This is a genomic window from Rhodanobacter glycinis (genome assembly GCF_006438785.1).
Classification (GTDB): domain Bacteria; phylum Pseudomonadota; class Gammaproteobacteria; order Xanthomonadales; family Rhodanobacteraceae; genus Rhodanobacter; species Rhodanobacter glycinis_A.
In genome coordinates this window covers 313,790-332,750 of the sequence record NZ_RCZB01000003.1, presented here as the reverse complement: position 1 = coordinate 332,750, position 18,961 = coordinate 313,790, and the positions used below count along the sequence as shown (strand labels likewise).

The 18,961-nt window shown below is 67.7% G+C and carries 12 protein-coding genes; 6 read left to right on the top strand and 6 right to left on the bottom strand.

Annotated features, from left to right (window positions below):
• Positions 1 to 79: 79 nt before the first annotated feature.
• The 5 genes from gltB to ligB all read left to right on the top strand — a co-directional run bounded on the left by gltB (position 80) and on the right by ligB (position 10,879).
• The gene (gltB, locus tag EAH75_RS12085; protein WP_140805569.1) at positions 80 to 4,534 is read left to right on the top strand and encodes a glutamate synthase large subunit; all 4,455 of its coding nucleotides are present in this window, start codon (positions 80 to 82) and stop codon (positions 4,532 to 4,534) included.
• On the top strand, positions 4,531 to 5,976 hold the full coding sequence (locus EAH75_RS12080) for an FAD-dependent oxidoreductase (protein ID WP_140648975.1): 1,446 nt from the start codon (positions 4,531 to 4,533) through the stop codon (positions 5,974 to 5,976). The genes gltB and EAH75_RS12080 overlap by 4 nt, the downstream gene beginning before the upstream one ends.
• 83 nt (positions 5,977 to 6,059) lie before the next feature.
• On the top strand, positions 6,060 to 8,171 hold the full coding sequence (locus EAH75_RS12075) for a TonB-dependent receptor family protein (protein WP_240046133.1): 2,112 nt from the start codon (positions 6,060 to 6,062) through the stop codon (positions 8,169 to 8,171).
• A 136-nt stretch (positions 8,172 to 8,307) separates the two neighbouring features.
• A complete protein-coding gene (locus EAH75_RS12070; RefSeq protein WP_140805566.1) occupies positions 8,308 to 9,081 on the top strand; it encodes an NRDE family protein in 774 nt (257 codons plus the stop codon).
• Positions 9,082 to 9,187: 106 nt separating this feature from the next.
• Positions 9,188 to 10,879 carry an NAD-dependent DNA ligase LigB gene (gene ligB / locus EAH75_RS12065; RefSeq protein WP_140648977.1) on the top strand — a complete coding sequence of 564 codons (1,692 nt, stop codon included), beginning with the start codon at positions 9,188 to 9,190 and terminating at the stop codon, positions 10,877 to 10,879.
• Positions 10,880 to 11,063: 184 nt separating this feature from the next.
• Here ligB and EAH75_RS12060 read toward each other — a convergent pair whose 3' ends face one another.
• From EAH75_RS12060 to dinG, 6 genes are all read right to left on the bottom strand, one after another.
• Complete coding sequence (locus EAH75_RS12060; protein WP_140648978.1) at positions 11,064 to 11,465, bottom strand: YchJ family protein; 402 nt, start codon at positions 11,463 to 11,465, stop codon at positions 11,064 to 11,066.
• A gap of 56 nt (positions 11,466 to 11,521) precedes the next feature.
• Positions 11,522 to 12,118, bottom strand: coding sequence for a DUF938 domain-containing protein (locus EAH75_RS12055; RefSeq protein ID WP_140648980.1), 597 nt, complete (start codon positions 12,116 to 12,118; stop codon positions 11,522 to 11,524).
• Between the two features lie 25 nt (positions 12,119 to 12,143).
• Positions 12,144 to 12,341 carry a hypothetical protein gene (locus EAH75_RS12050; RefSeq protein WP_140805564.1) on the bottom strand — a complete coding sequence of 66 codons (198 nt, stop codon included), beginning with the start codon at positions 12,339 to 12,341 and terminating at the stop codon, positions 12,144 to 12,146.
• 78 nt (positions 12,342 to 12,419) lie between these two features.
• Positions 12,420 to 12,998: an NnrU family protein gene (locus EAH75_RS12045; protein WP_140648985.1), complete on the bottom strand. Its 579-nt coding sequence runs from the start codon at positions 12,996 to 12,998 to the stop codon at positions 12,420 to 12,422.
• Between the two features lie 70 nt (positions 12,999 to 13,068).
• Positions 13,069 to 13,617, bottom strand: coding sequence for a HutD/Ves family protein (locus tag EAH75_RS12040; protein WP_140648988.1), 549 nt, complete (start codon positions 13,615 to 13,617; stop codon positions 13,069 to 13,071).
• Positions 13,614 to 15,734 carry an ATP-dependent DNA helicase DinG gene (dinG, locus tag EAH75_RS12035; protein ID WP_140648990.1) on the bottom strand — a complete coding sequence of 707 codons (2,121 nt, stop codon included), beginning with the start codon at positions 15,732 to 15,734 and terminating at the stop codon, positions 13,614 to 13,616. The genes EAH75_RS12040 and dinG overlap by 4 nt, the downstream gene beginning before the upstream one ends.
• 267 nt (positions 15,735 to 16,001) lie before the next feature.
• Between dinG and EAH75_RS12030 the strand changes: the two genes are divergently transcribed.
• A complete protein-coding gene (locus EAH75_RS12030) occupies positions 16,002 to 18,959 on the top strand; it encodes a bifunctional diguanylate cyclase/phosphodiesterase (RefSeq protein ID WP_140805562.1) in 2,958 nt (985 codons plus the stop codon).
• The last annotated feature ends 2 nt before the right edge of the window (positions 18,960 to 18,961 follow it).

The window sequence follows — 18,961 nt, the reverse complement described above, 5'->3', positions numbered from 1 at the left end:
GTTTTAGTCAGAGTCGCTCCTGCGCAGAACGATCGGTGCCCCCGGCATCGCGGTAGCCTGCGCAGCCCGGAGGGGTGAGATGGCGGCAAGCGGCTTGGCGACGTTGTACGACCCGGCTTTTGAGCACGACAGCTGCGGCTTCGGCCTGGTTGCGCAGATCGATGGCCGCGCCAGCACCGCGCTGGTCGACACCGCGTTTGCCGCGCTGGCGAAACTTTCCCATCGTGGTGGCGTGAATGCCGACGGCATCAGTGGCGACGGCTGCGGCGTGCTGATCCATCGCCCGGCGGACTGGTTGCGCGCACTGGCGGCAGCGGACGGCTTCGTGCCGGGTGAACGCTTCGCGGCGGGGCTGGTGTTCCTCGACCCGGCCGGTGGCGAGGTGGCCGCGATCGAGTTCGAGCGGCATCTGGATGAGGCCGGGCTGGCGTTGGCCGGCTGGCGCGAGGTGGCGATCAATACGGACGCCTGTGGCCCACTGGCCAGCGCCACCTGTCCGCGTGTGCGCCAGGTGTTCGTGAACGCCGCGGCCGACATGGACGACGACGCATTCGAGCGCGCACTGTTTCGTGCGCGTCGGCGTGCCGAGACCGCGCTGGCCGACGATCCGCAGTTCTACGTGGTGAGCCTTTCCGCGCATGTGATCGGCTACAAGGCGATGGCCGCACCGGGCCGGCTGCGCGACGTGTTCGCCGACCTGCGGCATCCCGCCCTTACCAGCGATGCGGTGGTATTCCACCAGCGCTTCTCCACCAACACTACGCCGCAGTGGCGGCTGGCCCAGCCGTTCCGCCTGCTTGCGCACAATGGTGAGATCAACACCATCCGCGGCAACCGTCGCTGGATGCAGGCGCGCGAGACGGTGCTGCGTTCGCCGCTGGTCGACCTCACCGACATCGGCCCGCTGGTGCGCCAGACCGGTTCCGATTCGGAAAGCCTGGACAACGCGCTGGAAGTACTGCTGGCCGGCGGCCTCGACATGCTCACCGCGATGCGCGTGCTGGTACCGCCGGCGTATGCGGCGCGCGAGGACTTGGACGAGGACCTCACCGGTTTCTACGAGTACTACGCGCTGCACAGCGAACCGTGGGACGGCCCGGCCGGGCTGGTGATGTGCGATGGTCGCTACGCAGTGTGCACGCTGGACCGCAACGGCCTGCGTCCGGCGCGCTGGGCGCTGTCCGACGACAACCACCTGATCGTCGCCTCCGAAGCGGGCCTGTGGGATGTGCCGCCGTCGCACGTGGTGGCGAAGGGCCGGCTCGGGCCCGGCCAGATGCTGGCGGTGGACTTCGCCAATCGTCGCCTGCTGCACGATGGCGACATCGACGCGATCAACAAGAGTCGCGCGCCGTTCCGCGACTGGCTGCGTGCCGGCGTCAGCTATCTCGAATCGGATCTGATCGACCCCAGCCTTGCCGCCGAGCCGTTGCCGGCGAACGAGCTGCGCCGTTGCCAGAAGCTCTACGGTCTCAGCCGCGAGGAGCGCGAGAGCGTGCTCAAGGTACTCGCCGAGACCGAGGCCGAAGCCACCGGTGCGATGGGCGATGACACCCCGATGGCGGCGATGTCGCGCCAGGTGCGGCCGCTGTTCGACCGCTTCCGCGAAGGTTTCGCCCAGGTCACCAACCCGCCGATCGATCCTCTGCGCGAGCGCCTGGTGATGTCGCTGGTCACCCAGTTCGGTCGCGAGGGCAACCTGTTCGAGCTGTCGGCGGACAACGCGAAGCAGATCCTGCTCAACTCGCCGATCTGCTCGCAGCGCAAGTTGCGCCAGCTGCTGGCGCTGCCGCAGTTCGTCAATGCTACCGTGCAGATCGACCTGTGCTATCCGCCCCAGGAAGGGCTGGAAGTGGCGCTTCGCCGTTTCTGCCGCGAGGCGGAGCAGGCTGTGCGCAATGGCGCCGGCATGGTCTTCATCACCGACCGCTACCCGAACAAGGACACGTTGCCCGCGCATGCGCTGCTCGCGGTCGGCGCGATCCACGCGCACCTGATCGAGACCGGCCTGCGCTGCCAGTGCAACCTGCTGGTGGAAACCGCTACCGCGCGCGACGCGCACCAGTTCGCCTGCCTGATCGGTTTCGGCGCCACCGCGATCTATCCGTGGCTGGCCTACCAGAGCCTGTTCGAGCTGGGTCGCGACGGTCACATCAAGCGCGGCGACGGCACTCCGCGCGAGATCGGTCGCAGTTATCGCCGCGGCATCCGCAAGGGCCTGCTGAAGATCCTGTCGAAGATGGGCATCTCCACCGTCGCCGGCTATCGCGGCGCACAGTTGTTCGAGATCGTCGGCCTCGCACCGGAAGTGGTGGCGTTGTGCTTTGCCGGCACGCCGTCGCGCATCGGCGGTGCAGGTTTCGCCGAACTCGAACACGACCAGCGCCTGCTGGCGGCCGAAGCGTGGAACGAAGCGCAGCCGCTGCGTGCCGGCGGCCTCTACAAGTTCGTGCACGGCGGCGAGTACCACATGTACAACCCGGACGTGGTCGACACGCTGCAGGTGGCAGTGCGCACCGGCGCGATGGCCGATTACCGCATCTATGCGCAGCACGTCGATGCGCGTCCGCCGTCCGCACTGCGCGATCTGCTGTTGCCGCATGCGGCTGGTGCCGCGATTCCGCTCGACGAAGTGGAACCGGTCGAGACGATCCTCAAGCGCTTCGATTCGGCCGGTATGTCTCTCGGCGCACTATCGCCGGAAGCGCATGAGGCGTTGGCGATCGCGATGAACCGGCTCGGAGCGCGCAGCAACTCGGGCGAAGGCGGCGAAGACCCGGCGCGCTATGGCACCGAGAAAACCTCGAAGATCAAGCAGGTCTCCTCCGGCCGCTTCGGCGTCACCGCGGCGTACCTGATCAACGCCGAGGTGCTGCAGATCAAGATCGCGCAGGGCGCCAAGCCCGGCGAGGGCGGCCAGCTGCCCGGTCACAAGGTGGACGCGACGATCGCGCGGCTGCGTTACGCCAAGCCCGGCATTGGCCTGATCTCACCGCCGCCACACCACGACATCTATTCGATCGAGGATTTGGCGCAGCTGATCCATGACCTCAAGGAAGTGAACCCGAGCGCGCTGATCTCGGTGAAGCTGGTCTCGCACGCCGGCGTGGGCACCGTCGCTGCCGGCGTGGTCAAGGCCGGCGCGGACCTGATCACCATTTCCGGCCACGACGGCGGCACCGGCGCCAGTCCGCTCACCTCGATCAAGTACGCCGGCACGCCGTGGGAACTGGGCGTTGCCGAGGCGCAGCAGACGCTGCGTCGCAACGGCCTGCGCGGCCGCGTGCGGCTGCAGACCGACGGCGGCCTGAAGACCGGCCTCGACGTGATCAAGGCCGCGATGCTCGGTGCCGAGAGTTTTGGTTTCGGCACCGGCCCGATGGTGGCGCTGGGCTGCAAGTACCTGCGCATCTGCCACCTCAACAACTGCGCCACCGGCATCGCCACGCAGAACGAGACGCTGCGCAAGGATCACTTCATCGGCCTGCCCGAGATGGTGATGAACTACTTCCGCTTCGTCGCCGAGGACGTGCGCGAACATCTGGCCAAGCTTGGCGTGCGCAGCCTCGGCGAGTTGGTCGGCCGCAGCGACCTGCTGAGCCAGACCGAAGGCAGCACGCCGGTGCAAAAGCAGCTCGACCTGTCGCGGCTGATCGCCAGCGACGGCCTGGGTGTCGACGTGGACAGTGCCTGCACGCTGCCGCGCAACCCGATGCGCGATGAAGCGGCGCTGGCCACGCGGATCGCCCGCGATGCCGCGCCGCTGGTCGAGCTGGGTAGCGGCGGCACGTTCCGCTACGCGATCGCCAACACCGATCGCGCGATCGGCGCGCGGCTGTCCGGCGACGTGGCGCGACGCTGGGGTGATCACGGCATGCCCGAGCCGATCACCCTGCAGCTGGAAGGCAGTGCCGGGCAAAGTCTCGGCGCGTGGAACGCCGGCGGGGTGCAGATCGAACTCACCGGCGAGGCGAACGACGGCGTCGGCAAGGGCATGACCGGCGGGCGCATCCTCGTACGACCGTCGCCGGAATCGCCGTTCGCCAGCCAGGATGCGTCGATCCTCGGCAACACCTGCCTGTACGGCGCTACCGGTGGCGAGTTGTTCGCCGCGGGGCGTGCCGGCGAGCGTTTCGGCGTGCGCAACTCCGGCGCGCTGGCGGTGATCGAGGGTGCCGGCGACCACTGCTGCGAATACATGACCGGCGGCGTGGTCGCCGTGCTCGGTGCCTGCGGGCTGAACTTCGGTGCCGGCATGACCGGCGGCTTCGCCTACGTGCTGGATCTCGAGCGCAGCTTCGTCGATTGCTACAACCACGAGCTGGTCGACATCGTGCGCATCTCGCCGGAAGGCATGGAGCACTACATGCAACACCTGCGCGGCCTGATCGCACGGCATGCCGAACTCACCGGCAGTGCCTGGGCACGGCATCTGCTGAGCGATTTCCGCGGGCTGCTGCAACGGTTCTGGCTGGTCAAACCGAAGGCGGCGAGCCTGGCCGCGCTGGCCGACGAATTGCGGAGAGCGGCATGAGCGACAAACTGTTCCAGTTCCTCAACCTGCCGCGACAGCCACCGAAAGCGGTGCCGGTGGCGATCCGCGTGCTCGGCTACGGCGAGATCAGCGGCGATTTTGCGCCGGCTGCGGCGGTGGGCCAGGCCGAGCGTTGTCTCGACTGCGGCAACCCGTATTGCGAGTGGCAGTGCCCGGTGCACAACTACATCCCGGACTGGCTCAAGCTGGTGCAGGATGGACGGCTGTTTGAGGCGGCCACGCTGATGCACGAGACCAATCCGCTGCCGGAAATCTGCGGCCGTGTGTGCCCGCACGATCGTTTGTGCGAAGGCGCCTGCACCCTGCAGCAGGGCGACTTCGGCGCGGTGACGATCGGCAGCATCGAGCGTTCGATCACCGACGAGGCATTTCGCCAGGGCTGGCGGCCGGATCTTTCCGGCGTGGTGGAAACCGGCCGGCGCGTGGCGGTGGTCGGCGCGGGCCCGGCGGGTCTGTCGTGCGCGGATCGTCTGCGTCGTGCCGGCATCGCGGTGGACGTTTTCGACCGCCAGCGCGAGATCGGCGGCCTGCTCACGTTCGGCATCCCGCCGTTCAAGCTGGACAAGACCGTGGTGTATACCCGCCGCGACGTGCTCGAGGGCATGGGCGTGAAGTTCCACCTCGATGTGGAGATCGGCCGCGACATCGCGTTCGACCAGTTGCTGGCCGATTACGACGCGGTGTTCATGGGTACCGGCGCGTACACCTTCGTGGATGGTGAGCTGCCCGGGCGCGAATTCGATGGCGTGCATGACGCGCTGCCGTTCCTGATCGCAAATGCCAACCGCCTGCTGGACGACCTGCCGGTGCCGGCCGCGCTCGATCTCAACGGCAAGCACGTCGTCGTGCTCGGCGGCGGCGATACCGGCATGGACTGCAACCGTACCTCGATCCGCCTCGGCGCGGCTTCGGTCACCTGCGTCTACCGGCGAGACGAGGCGAGCATGCCGGGCTCCCGTCGCGAAGTCGGCTATACCCGCGAGGAAGGCGTCGACTTCCTGTTTCATCGTCAGCCACTGGCCTTGCTGGGCGAGCAGGGCAAGGTGCGCGGCGTGCGCGTGGTGAGCACCGAGCTGGGTGTCGATGGCGATGGTCGTGCGCGACTGCAACATGTCGAGGGCAGCGAAACCGAACTGCGCGCCGACGTGGTGATCCAGGCCTTCGGCTTCCGCCCCAGTCCGCCGGCCTGGTGCGCTGAATACGGCATCGCGCTGGATGCCGGCGGCCGCATCCTCGCCGGCGCTGAAGGCCGCCTGCCATTCCAGACCGGTCACCCGCAGGTGTTCGCTGGTGGTGACAACATGCGCGGCGCCGATCTCGTGGTGCGCGCCGTGCACGACGGACGCGAAGCGGCGAAATCGATCGTGCAGATGCTCAGCCAGGCAATGCAACTCCAGCCTCTGCAGGCGGCGTGTGTCTGAGCTGCCGCCGCATGCGCCGGCGTGCCACCGTGGCGCCACGCAGGGATTAATCTGCAAGCCTTGATCACGACAAGCGTGCGCGAATGAGCAGGATGGATCTGGGTGCGGTCATCGCGGCGATGCTGTGGCTGGCATGGTCGGGAACGGCCATGGCCGCCGACACCGACATCGGCACCGTGCCGACCGAGTTGCCGCCGGTACGCGTGGAGGCGATACGGCTGGACATCGCTCCGTTCGATCTGCCCGCTTCGTTCAGCGCGGCGGGCGTGGCACCGGGTGCCAGCGGCAAGCCGGGTGTGAATCTGTCTGAAGCACTGCTCGGCATGCCGGGCGTGCTGGCGCGCGATCGCCAGAATTACGCCCAGGACGAGCAGTTGTCGATCCGCGGCTTTGGTGCACGCGCCACCTTCGGCGTGCGTGGGGTGCGGCTGTACGCCGATGGCATCCCGGCCACGATGCCCGACGGTCAGGGCCAGCTATCGCATTTCAGCCTTGATGCAGCCGATCGCGTCGAGGTGCTGCGCGGGCCGTTCTCGGCGCTCTACGGCAATTCGTCCGGCGGCGTGGTGCAGTTGTGGAGCGCCGACGGCGAGGCCACGCCGGTCACCACGCTGGGTCTGTCTGTCGGCAGCGATGCCAGCGTGAAGCTGGGCATCGACACGCGCGGCATCGCCGGACCGATGAACTACAACCTCGCGCTGTCGCGTTTCCAGACCGGGGGTTACCGCGAGCACAGCCGCGCGCAGCGCGATGCCGGCAACGCGAAACTCCGCTTCGATCTCGGTGCCAGGCGGCAGCTCACCCTGGTGGCGAACACGCTGCTGCAGCCGCACGCGCAGGATCCGCTGGGCCTGACCCGCGCGCAATACCAGGCCGATCCGCGGCAGGCACCGGCTGTGGCGACGGTGTACGACACGCGCAAGCGCGTGCGGCAGCAGCAGTTGGGCGCAACCTATCAGCAGCTGCTGGGCGACCGTGACGAACTGCGCGTGATGACCTATGCCGGCGAACGCGCCGTCGATCAGGTGCTGTCGATTCCGCCGGCTGCGCAGCGCAGCCCGCTCAGCGCCGGCGGCGTGGTCGACCTGACCGGCGGCTACGGCGGCGCCGATGCGCGCTGGACACATCGCGGCGCATGGTGGGGCCGACCGCTGGAATTCGTGGCAGGCGCCAGTTACGACGTGCAGGATCAGCGGCGCCGGGGTTACGAGAATTTCGTCGGCGACGTGCTGGGTGTCAGTGGACGATTGCGACGCGACGAGGATGACCGTGTCCGCGATGTCGACCAGTATGCGCAGCTGTACTGGCGCTTCGTCACGCGCTGGGCGCTGCTGGCAGGTGTTCGTCACAGCACGGTGCAATTTCGCACGGTCGATCGCTACATCTCCGCCGACAATCCGGATGACAGCGGCCGCGTGCGCTATACCGCCACGACGCCGGTCGCCGGCCTGCAATACCGTCCCGACGAACACTGGCGAATCTATGCCAGCGTCGGCGAGGGCTTCGAGACGCCCACCTTTGCGGAGCTTGGCTACCGCGCCGATGGCCGTGGCGGACTGGCATTCAACCTGCGTCCCGCACGCAGCCGCAATCGCGAACTGGGCGCGAAGTGGCAACCGCGCGAGGCGATGGAGCTGGACCTGGCGCTGTTCCGCGCGGACACCCGCAATGAGCTGGCGGTGGCGGGCAGCAGCGGCGGCCGCTCCACCTATCGCAACATCGGGCGCAGTCGGCGGCAGGGCATCGAGGCGTCGCTGCGCGACGAACTCGCCAACGGCTGGCGCCTGCAGCTCGGCATCACCCATCTGCAGGCGGATTTCCGCGACGGTGCGGACGGCTGCGGCGCGCTGTCGTGCAGCAGTTCGCGCATACCCGGTGTGCCGCGCAATTATGGCGCGCTGCGGCTGGAGCATGGCGATGCGCTGGGCTGGCACGGCGGCGTGGAGCTCGACGGCGCAGGTGCGGTGGCGGTGGACGATCGCAACAGCGCCTTTGCCCCGGGCTACCTGCGCACCGGCGTCGATGCGGGTTACGGTGTGCAGATGGGCGATGCGCGACTGCATCTGAGCCTGCGCATCGACAACTTGTTCAATCGACGCATCGTCGGGTCGGTGATCGTCAACGACAGCAATGGCCGTTACTACGAGCCGGCGCCGGGACGCTGCTGGATGCTGGGCGTGCGACTCGAGCTGTGATGCTGCGGGTCTGAACTTCACTGCACGATGCGCGCTTGCGCCGGCAGCATCCGCCCCGGCTGACGCATACACTTCAGCCGTGCGTGTCGCTGACACGGTTTCCTGCCGCTGACTGCCATCTTGACGGAGCCCTTGCATGTGCCTGATCGCCTTTGCCTGGAACGCGCACTCCCGCTGGCGACTGGTGCTGGCCGGCAACCGCGACGAGTTCCATGCGCGGCCCAGCATGGCGCTGGCGCGTTGGGCCGACGCGCCGATCATCGGCGGCCGCGACCTGCAAGCCGGCGGCACCTGGCTCGGCGTTACCGACCACGGACGCTGCTGCGTGGTGACCAATGTGCGCGATCCGCGCGATCCACAACTCGGCGTGTCGCGCGGTCTGCTGGCCACCGACTACCTTGACGGCGCGGCGAGCGCCACCACCCATGCGCAGCAGCTGCTGCGTTCGGCAGCGCAGTACCGTCCGTTCAACCTGCTCACCTTCGATGCGCACGCGGCGTTCTATCTGGGCAACCGTCCCGGGCCCGGTGCGCAGGCAGTGACGCCTGGCGTGCACGGCCTGTCGAATGCCGACTTCAACACGCCATGGCCGAAGACGCGTGTGCTGATGCAACGCCTGCAGGACTGGCTCGATCACACGGGTACCGACGATTTCACTGCACTGTTCGACGCGCTCGCCGATGAAACCATTGCGCCCGATGCACAATTGCCCGACACCGGCGTCGGGCTGGAGCGCGAGCGTCTGCTCTCCGCCGCATTCATCTGTGGCGAGCACTACGGCACGCGGGCCAGCACCGTGGTCGCCATCGGCCACGACGGCCGCGGGCTGATCATCGAGCGGCGCTTCGGACCCAACGGCCGCTTCGATGGCGAGACGACGTTGCAGTTCGGCGAGTCTTCCGTGACCTAGCGCGCCGGCCGAACGGTGCGCGCCTACGCGTGTCATCGGCATCGTCGGCTGCCTGCGTTGGCGCTGGCTGGCTAGCCTGTCGCGACGTCCACGGAAGGAGCCAGACATGCGCATGGAATGGTTGTTGCCTCTCGCCGGCATCATGGTGCTTGCCGCCGGCAACGCCGACGCAGCCGATTGCCCCGACTGGCCAGCCGCGCAGGCGAAGGAGGAGTTGCATGCGCTGCACGACCGGCTCGACGGCTGGAATCACGCGTATCGGGTCAGTGGTCAGTCGCCCGTGGACGACGCCGTCTACGATCAGGCGCTGCAGCGATTCAAGCTGTGGCGGCTCTGCTTTCCGGCGCAGGCGCCGGCGGCACTCGCGCATCTGGCCGATGCCAGCGGCAGCGTGGTCTCGCCGGTCGCGCAAACCGGCCTGGCCAAGCTGCCCGATGCAGCGGCACTGGCTGCATGGATGCGCGAACGCGGCAACAGCGACCTGTGGGTGCAACCCAAAGCCGACGGCGTGGCGGTCACCCTGTTGTATCTGGACGGCCAATTGCGCCAGGCGACCAGTCGCGGCGATGGCCTGCATGGTTCGGACTGGACGGCGCTGGCACAGCGCATCGACGCCATTCCGAAGCGTCTGCCGCATGCGCCGGCGCGCGTGGTCCTGCAAGGTGAGTTGTACTGGCGCCTGCCCGGCCACGTCCAGGCGCAGGACGGCGGTGCCAACGCGCGTTCGGCGGTGGCCGGCGCGCTGGCGCGCGATGCGCTGGACGCCGATACCGCCGCACACATCGGCCTGTTTGCGTGGGACTGGCCCAGCGGCCCGGCCGACATGCCGGCGCGTGTGGCCGGGCTGGCGGCGATGGGCCTGACCGACAGCGCCACCTACATCCACCCGGTGCGCACGCTGGACGACGTGCGGCATTGGCGCGAACAGTGGTATCGCCACGCCATGCCGTTCGCCGCCGATGGCACCGTGGTGCGGCAGGGACATCGACCGGCGGCCACCACGTGGCGGGCGGCGCCGCCGGCGTGGGCGGTGGCATGGAAATACCCGGCAGCATCGGCGCTGGCCGAGGTGCGTGCGGTGGTGTTCACCGTAGGCCGCAGCGGGCGCATCACGCCGGTGCTGGAACTGGTGCCGGTGCAGCTGGACGACCATCGCGTGCAGCGGGTCAGCGTCGGCTCGCTGGCACGCTGGAAGCAGCTGGACATCCGCCCCGGTGATCAGGTCGAAGTGGTGCTCGCCGGCCTGACCATCCCGCGCCTGCAGTCGGTGGCGTGGCGAACCCGGCAACGCGCGACGGTGGCGCCGCCGGATCCGCTGATGCACGACCGCTTGAGCTGCTGGCAGGCGGTGCCCGGTTGCGAGCAGCAGTTCCGCGCGCGCCTGCTGTGGCTGGGCGGCAAGCAGGGCTTGCAACTGGACGGCCTCGGTGCGGATACCTGGCAGGCGCTGATCGACGCCGGCCTGATCCACCGCATGCTCGACTGGATGGACCTGACGCCAGCACAGCTTTCCGCGGTGCCGGGCCTCGGCGCAAGGCGTGGCACGGCGCTGGCGAAGGCGTTTGCCAGCGCCCGCGATCGTCCGTTCGCGCGCTGGCTGGGCGCGCTCGGCATGCCGCCCGGCGATGCCGACGGGCTATCCGGCTGGGCGGCGTTGAGCAACCGTGGCGCGGCCGACTGGCAGGCGCTCGACGGCATCGCGGCCGGCCGCGCCAACCAGCTGGTCGCGTTCTTCAGCCACCCCGACGTACGCGCCCTGGCCGTGCGCCTGCATGCCGCCGGCGTGCAGGGATTCTGAGAGCTTGGGAAAAAATCGCCCACCTACTGCGACCGCCGTCGGACGCCCGTGCCGGCGGCGCGCTGCGGTCAAATTCGAGTCATTTGGTTCACCAAACTCCCCGAATTTGCCCACACCGCACCTTGTCACGAACGCCCGGCGACGCTCCCGCTACGGCGGTCGACTATTTCACAAGCTATGAGCGTCAGCTCTTGAGTTCGCCGTCGAGGTAATACCAGCGGCCATCCTCGCGCACGAAGCGGCTGGTCTCGTGCTGACGTTGTGCGCGACCGCCGCCGAGTCGGTAGCGGGCGACGAACTCGACGATGGCGTGATCGTCGTCGACCTGCCGCTGCTGGCGGATTTCCAGCCCCAGCCAGGTCGGTGCCGGCTGTTGCGCGGCCAGCCGCAATGACGCCGGCCGTGTGTCGGCATGCCAGCTCGCCAGCAGGTAATCCTCGCGCTTCAGGACATAGGCGCTGTAGCGCGAACGCATCAGTTGCGCCGCCGTCGTCGCGGCCAGGCCGTCGTGCAGGAGACCGCAGCATTGGCTGTAGCCGGCCGGATTGCCGCAGGGGCAGGGCGTCAACGTGTCGATCGATTTCATGCTGCCTTTGTACCCGGTTCGGCGCGGTTATGCAGGCACGCTGTGCAGGCCGACGTTCAGTCGCGGACGCGGCGCCACACGCGGCAGCGGTTGTTGGCCGGCATCGCGATGTCGTCGAGCAGGACGAAGCCGGCGGCACCGGCGAGTGCATCGACCGCCTCGGCATCGCGGATCGCCATGTGGGCGCCGCGCGCCTTCAGCCACTGGTCGAACGCGGCATTGCTGTCGCTGCTGTAGCGGCCTTCATGGTTGAACGGGCCGTAGATGATCACGCGCGCGTCATCGGTGGTGATCATGGGCAACCGCGCGAACAGTTGTTCGACCTCGTGCCACGCCATGATGTGCAAGGTATTGGCGCTGAACACCGCGTCGAACGGCCCGGCTGGCCAGGCGCCGGCGACATCAAGCGTCAATGGTGCCGGGGTATTCGGCAGCGCCGCTTCGTCGAGCCAGGCGCGGATGCCTGGCAGGTTCTCCGCGCGGTCCGAACTCTGCCAGATCAGCTGCGGTAGCGCCGCGGCAAAATGCACCGCGTGCTGGCCGCTGCCGCTGCCGATCTCCAGCACGTGCCGACGGTCGGCGAAATGCTCGCGCAGCACGGCCAGGATCGGCTCGCGATTGCGCTCGCACGCGGGCGAGTGCGGCTTCTCCACGTGCGGCTGGATCAGGTGTTGCCGCTCAGACCGGATGGCCGCGCAGCACACGTGCCGGCAGCATCAGCAGGGCGCCGAGAAAGGCGAATACCGCGCCGACGGTGATGCCGACCAGCCGGAACGGCAGCATCAGCAGCCAGACGATCGGATATAGCACCAGCGCCAACAGCGCGAGTGGCCAGCAAAACACCAGCAGCAACAGCCAAAGCAGGAAACCAGCCATGCGTCGTTCCTCGTGGTGGGGGATGCGGCAAACTCTAGCGCAGGTCGCAGCATGTGCGTAGATGACTCTCGTCACCCCTCACGCCATCGGGCTCACGCCGATCAGCCACAGATGCAGCCAGAACGCGAACGCCGCCCAGGCGGCGACGCCGATGACCACGGCGAGCACGTCACCCGTCAGCGTGCCGGCCGGATAGACCGTACCGGTGCCGCGGTCGCGTCGACGCGACACGATGAACAGCACCACCGCCCACAGCAGGAAGGCACCGAACAGCACCACGTCACGCAGCATGCCGGTGGCGAGCAGGTGGCCGAACGCCCACACCTTCACGCCCAGCAGCATCGGATGGCCGAATTTCGCCTTGAGATGGTTGCGCGGGACATAGGCGGCAGCCACCAGCACGAACGCGGCCAGGGTGAACAGCGCATTGAGGTGGCGCAGCGCCAGCGGCGGCACGTACAGCAGCACGGGATGCTGCCGCGCCAGGCCGAAACCCCATACGATCAGCACGAAGCCGATGATCGAGGCCAGCGAGTACAGACCCTTCCATGGCAGCTCGCCCAGTCGGGCCTGCTGCCGGTTGCGCCAGTCGTTGGCGAATATGCGCAGCGAGTGGATGCCGAGAAAGATCAGCAAGCCGAGAATCAGGGTGGTCATGATGCGATCTCCGGGGCGACAGGCTGCACGAGTATAGACAGCGGAGTCCGCCTGCCACAGGTGACAATCGTCAGGACAGTGCCGTGATACGTACCACCAGCACCACGGCGCCAACGGCCAGCGTGATCGATGTGCCGCCCGGCAGCCACGCATCGCCGGCATGCAGCTGGCCTTCGGAAGTATCGACCGTGCCACGTGCGCAATGAACCAGCACGATGTCCGGCGCGAGGCGGTGACTCCCGGGTGTGTCCCGGCACTGCAGCTCGCCTTGCGCCCGGGCGCGGCGCACCATCAGGTTGAAATCGCGGGTCGGGCCATCGACCAGGGTCACCGCCACCTTCGCCTCGCCGGCAAACGCGAACGGTGTGAACGGCGTGGTCAGCGAATGAGCGCGATCGTCGTCCAGCGTCATCGTGAAGCCGTTGCCGTCGAGCAAGGCGATCTGCCGGTCGATGCCGGGGAAGCTGGAGAACGGCGCGGCGCTATCGACCTCGGCAATGCTCACCCGCCACATGAAATCGTCGATACCCGCGCAGGCCGGATGGACGGCTATTTCGCGTGTGCTGCCGAGACCGTTCTTCCACGGCTGCAGCGGGCAATCGGACAGGCGGATGATCATGCGGTGCGCTCGATGATGCGCTGGAACGGCGGCAAGGCCTTCAGCATGCCGCTGCCGTAGCGCTTGGTGACCACGCGGCGATCCAGCAGCACGATGCGGCCGCGGTCGGTCTCGTTGCGGATCAGGCGGCCGCAATATTGCGTGAGCAGGCGCGTGGCCTCGGGAATGCTGACCTCGATGAAGGGATTGCGTCCGCGCGACTCCAGCCACTCGGCATACGTGGCACCGACCGGATCGGTGGGTACCGCGAACGGCAGCTGGGTGATCACCACCGTCTCGCACAGCTTGCCGGGCAGGTCCAGGCCTTCGCCGAACGAGGCCAGCCCGAACAGGGTGCTGCCCTTGCCCGCCTCGATGTCGGCGCAGTGCTCGGCGACCAGCTGCGACTTGCCTAGCGAGCCCTGCGCGCGCACCTTGCGCACCCGCGCGATCGGCAGCTTCTGCAGTACGCGATCGAGCTTCTGGCGCGAGGTGAACAGCACCAGGTTGCCGGCGTCCCAGTCGAGGTTTTCCGCCAGCCATTCGCTGATTTCCTCGGCGTGCGCCTCGCGCGCGTCGGGCAGGGTGCGCATCGCCGGCACTTCCAGCCGCGCTTGCGCGGCGAGGTCGAATGGCGAGGGCAGGCTCAAGGTCAGCGCATCATCGGGCAAACCCACCGCATCGGCGAAACCGCGAAAGTTGCCGCCGGCGCTCAAGGTGGCCGAGGTCATCACCACACCGCTGGCATTGCCCCACAACACATTGCGCAGCAAGCCGCCGGCGGACACCGCCGAAGCGTGGCAGACCAGTTGCTGGTCACCGCCGAGCGTGACCCAGCGTGCCAGTGGCGGCAAGCCATCCGGATCTTCGCTGGACCACGCGCGCCAGCAGCTGGCCTGCTTGCCGATGCGTTCCAGCGCGATGCCGAGTTCGCGCGACAGCGCCTCCTGGGTAGGGCCGCCGTCGGTCATCTCGACCACCGCGCGGCGCACCGCGGTGAGCCAGCGCTGCACTTCGCCGGTGTACAGGCTGAGCGCGCGGGCAAGCTCCACCCACGATTCGGGCAGCTGGCCGAGCGAGCCGCGGTACATCGGCTCGGTCTCGGCCGGATCCGGCAGCCAGCCGAGGCGGATTTCCTTCTCCAGCTCCTCCAGCGTATTGCTCAGCTCCTGCAGTTTCGCGTCGCCGGCATCCAGCGACAGCTTGCCCAGCGTCTGCTTGTCGGTCAGCGAATACGCCGCATGTACCTGCCGGCCGAGCCGGCTCAGCTGCCGCACGGTGACGCTCATGAATACTTCGGCCGCGCCGCGGTCGATCGCCTTGCCCGGCACGTGATGGCCTTCGTCGAAGATGTACAGTGTCTCGTCCGGCCGCGGCAGGATCACCCCGCCCCATGCCTGAACACCGCCGCCCTCATCCTCGCCCGGCATGGTGAGGTCGGCCAGCACCAGGTCCTGGTTCGCCACGATGATCTCGGCGTCGTCCACCGCGCGGCGCGCGGCGAAGAACGGGCAGATCATGAACTGGCCGCACTTGCGCCCGGTGCAGCCGCCGGCGCTGGTGGTGATCATCGGTCGCAGCAGGTCGCTGACCGGCTCCGGCGCGGTATCCATGTCGCCGTTCCACTCGTTGCGGTCGAACGCGCTGCGCAGTTTCGCCAGCGCCTGCTTGTCGCGCGCCTGCGGCGGCTTGGTCCACAGCACCAGGTCGGCATCGAAACCGGCCAGGCCCATCTGCGCGGTGTCGTTGATGCTGTTCGCTGCCATCGCCATGTTGCGCGGGCACAGGTAGCGGCCACGGCCCTTGGCCAGCGCCACTTTCGCCTCGATGCCGTTGAGCTTGAGGTACAGCGGGATATCGCGCTGCACCAGCTGCTCCTGCAAGGCCACGGTGGCGGTGGCGATCAGCAGCTTCTTCTTCTGGAAGCGCGCCACTTCCACACCGGCGATCAGGTACGCCATCGACTTGCCGGTGCCGGTGGGTGCCTCGATCACCGCCACGCCACCGCGCTGGCCGAATGCCTTGGCCACCTCGGCGATCATCCTGCCCTGCGAGGCGCGCGCGCGGAAGCCCGGCAGCCCGTCCTTCAGGCGTGCATAGGCGGCGCGGATGGCGTCTTTGGTAGTGTCGGCAAGCATGATGGATGGGGGAACCTGTGGCGCGGGTTGTACAGGGAACATGGGCGGCGATGTCGGCAAACCATCGCGCCGAAGAGGTTCGGCGGCCGGGGTCGACGTACGCGCTGTGTCGAAGAGGGTGGATGCAATGAGACAGTTTATCGGTATTGCGCGCCCACCCGCCCAGAGGTGGGTTCTTGCTGGCTCCGGGGTCAAACGGGTTGCGCGCCGGGAAAGCGTATGCTGGTCGCGGGTGCTGGTGCGCTCGGGCTGTGGGGAGCTCTGTTGATGAAGCACGCGGATGCTGTGGGAGCGACGTCGTCCGACGACTCATTGCAATTGGCATGGCTGGCCAGCCTCGCGACGGCCCATACGCCTGACGAGGTGGCCGAAGTGATTGCGGATCTGGCGCAGGCCGAGCTGGGCTGCGAGGCTGCCTGCGTGCTGTGGGATCTGCAGCAGCCGGCCAATCATCGAAGCGTGCCGCCGACCCGGATGGATCCTGCCGATGGGCCGTGGCTGCGCAACGCCATCCAATCGGATCAGTCCTGCCGACATCCAGCGGATCAACGCCGCATCGCGCTGTGCTTGTGCCGGCAGCCTCGGCCTGCGCTGCTGTTGTTGACCCTGCAGGAGGAGCGCGACGGCATCGGCTTTCCGGGAAAATTGGCGGCACCGTTGCGGCTCGCCGGTCAGCATCTGCAGCGGACGCTGGAATGGATCGAACTGCAGCGCGCGCATCAGCAGCTGGCGCGTTCCGAGACCCTGCAGCGCGCGCTGTTCGCGATCTCCGACCTGGCCGGTTCCGAGCGCGACATGCCGGACATGCTGCGCGGCATCCACGCCATCGTCGGCACGCTGATGTACGCGGAAAATTTCTTCATCGTGCTGCACAACGCCGAGCAGGACACGATCCGGTTCCTGTATTTCGTCGACGTCAAGGACTCGACCCCGCCGGGAAACGGCCAGGACATGCCGTTGAGCGCGATCGAGTACACGCTGACCTGGTACGTGATGTGTGACGGCAAGGCGCGCATGGGCAACGCTGAGGAGTTGCGCAGCCAGGTGCCGGGCCCGGTGACCCTGATCGGCCCGGACAGCTACGACTGGCTCGGTGTGCCGATGTTGCGCGACGGTCAGCCCGGCGGCGCACTGGTGGTGCAGAGCTATCAGCAGAACATCGGCTTCACCGACGAGGACCTGGCCTTGCTGGAATTCGTCGGCAGCCACATCCTCACCGCACTGGAACGCAAGCAGGGCAAGGAGGATCTGGAGCAACGCGTGCAGTTGCGCACGCTGGAACTGGCCGAGGCCAATCGTGGCCTGCAGATGGAAATCCTGGAGCGCCAGCGCGCCGAACACCTGCAGGCGGTACTGTTCCAGATCGCCGAGCTGGCCACCGCGGATATCGACCAGGATGCGTTCTACCGGCGCGTGCACGCGGCGGTCGGCGAGCTGCTGAATGCGGAGAACTTCTTTATCGCGCTGCTCTCCGACGATCGCCAGCACCTGACCTTTCCCTACTCGGTGGACGCCGTGCTGGCGCCGCCGGCCGAGCGCCCGCTGGGGCGTGGCCTCAGCGAGTACGTGTTGCGTCGTGGCACCGCGCTGCGCGCGGACAACGCCGACATCGAGGAGCTCGATCGACAGGGCGAGATCGCACCGGGACGCATGGGCTCGCCGGCGATGTGCTGGCTGGGCGTGCCGTTGATCGTGGGTGACGAGGTGATCGGGCTGGTGACCGTGCAGAGCTACCGTGCCACGGTGATGTACGGCCCGGCCGACCAGGAGCTGCTCACTTTCGTCGCCTCGCAGATCGCCAACAGCCTGACCCGGCGTCGCTCCGTCGAGTCGTTGAAGCGTGCCTACGAAGAGCTCGAGCATCGCGTGGAGGAGCGCACGCTGGCGTTGCGCAAGGAGATCATCGAGCGCGAGCGCATGCAGGATCAGCTACGTCATCAGGTCATGCACGATTCCCTGACCGGCCTGCCCAACCGCAGCTACCTGCGCGACCGCATCGATCGCGTGCTCGGCGCGATCCGGCGCGATCCGCAACGGCATTGCGCGCTGCTGTATCTGGATGTCGACCGTTTCAAGATCATCAACGACAGTCTCGGCCATCTCGCCGGCGATGATGTGCTGAAGGAGGTGGCGACGAGGCTGGCCGGCTGTGTGCGTCATCCCGACCTGGTGGCGCGATTGTCCGGCGACGAGTTCGCGATCCTGCTGGAAGATGTGGATCTGATGCCGGACGCCACCATCGTGGCGCAGCGCGTGATGGACGCCCTCGGCGCACCCATGCTGATTGCCGGCAAGGATCTGCAGGTGACTGCCAGCGTCGGCATCGCGGTCGGCGATGATCATTACGGGGTAGCCGACGAGGTACTGCGCGACGCCGACATTGCGCTGTACCGGGCCAAGGAGCTGGGGCGCAAGCGCTTCGAGCTTTTCGACGAGACGCTGGCAAAGAACGTGATCGACGTGCTGGCGCTGGAGGGCGAGCTGCGCCAGGCGCTGCAGCACGATCAGTTCGAGCCGTACTTCCAGCCGATCTGCCAGCTCGACGGTGGCCAGGTGGTGGGCTACGAGGCGCTGATCCGCTGGAACCATCCGCAACGTGGCGTGCTGCGACCGGGTGACTTCCTCAAGATCGCCGAGGACAGCGGGCTGATCGAGGCGATCGACTGGCGCATGTTCGAACTCAGCTGCAACCTGCTGCTGCAGCATGGCCGCGACGAAGCCTTCATGACCGTGAATGTCTCGGCCCTGCACCTGCGCCACCCCGATTTCGACGAACGCCTGATTCGCCTGCTCGAACACACCGGCCTGGCGCCGTCACGGCTAGTGGTCGAGGTTACCGAAGGCGCGCTGCTGGACAACCCCGAGCGCGTGCGTGCCACGCTCGACCGGCTGCGCCTGATCGGCGTGGGCGCGGCGCTGGACGATTTCGGCACGGGCTATTCATCGCTCAGCTATCTGCATTCGCTGCCGCTGCGCATACTGAAGATCGACCGCGCCTTCGTGCAGGAGCTGGACAAGGGCGCCAACACCAACAGCACCACGGTGGTGGCGGCGATCCTGGCGCTGGCGCGCGCACTGAACATCCAGGTAATTGCCGAAGGCATCGAAACCGAGATCCAGCATGGCGCGCTGATGGCGATGGGCTGCGAGATGGGCCAAGGTTATCTGCTCGGTCATCCGGCGCCGATTGCGCACTGGCAGGAACCGCGCGTCGTCGACGCGTGAGC

Excerpts from the sequence above, each read along its gene's own strand:
- ligB (WP_140648977.1), top strand. The coding sequence starts at position 9,188 with ATGCGCATGGAATGGTTGTTGCCTCTCGCCGGCATCATGGTGCTTGCC.
- EAH75_RS12030 (WP_140805562.1), top strand. The coding sequence starts at position 16,002 with ATGAAGCACGCGGATGCTGTGGGAGCGACGTCGTCCGACGACTCATTG.
- gltB (WP_140805569.1), top strand. The coding sequence starts at position 80 with ATGGCGGCAAGCGGCTTGGCGACGTTGTACGACCCGGCTTTTGAGCAC.
- EAH75_RS12070 (WP_140805566.1), top strand. The coding sequence starts at position 8,308 with ATGTGCCTGATCGCCTTTGCCTGGAACGCGCACTCCCGCTGGCGACTG.
- EAH75_RS12050 (WP_140805564.1), bottom strand. The coding sequence starts at position 12,341 with ATGGCTGGTTTCCTGCTTTGGCTGTTGCTGCTGGTGTTTTGCTGGCCA.
- EAH75_RS12040 (WP_140648988.1), bottom strand. The coding sequence starts at position 13,617 with ATGATCATCCGCCTGTCCGATTGCCCGCTGCAGCCGTGGAAGAACGGT.
- EAH75_RS12045 (WP_140648985.1), bottom strand. The coding sequence starts at position 12,998 with ATGACCACCCTGATTCTCGGCTTGCTGATCTTTCTCGGCATCCACTCG.
- EAH75_RS12080 (WP_140648975.1), top strand. The coding sequence starts at position 4,531 with ATGAGCGACAAACTGTTCCAGTTCCTCAACCTGCCGCGACAGCCACCG.
- dinG (WP_140648990.1), bottom strand. The coding sequence starts at position 15,734 with ATGCTTGCCGACACTACCAAAGACGCCATCCGCGCCGCCTATGCACGC.
- EAH75_RS12075 (WP_240046133.1), top strand. The coding sequence starts at position 6,060 with ATGAGCAGGATGGATCTGGGTGCGGTCATCGCGGCGATGCTGTGGCTG.
- EAH75_RS12060 (WP_140648978.1), bottom strand. The coding sequence starts at position 11,465 with ATGAAATCGATCGACACGTTGACGCCCTGCCCCTGCGGCAATCCGGCC.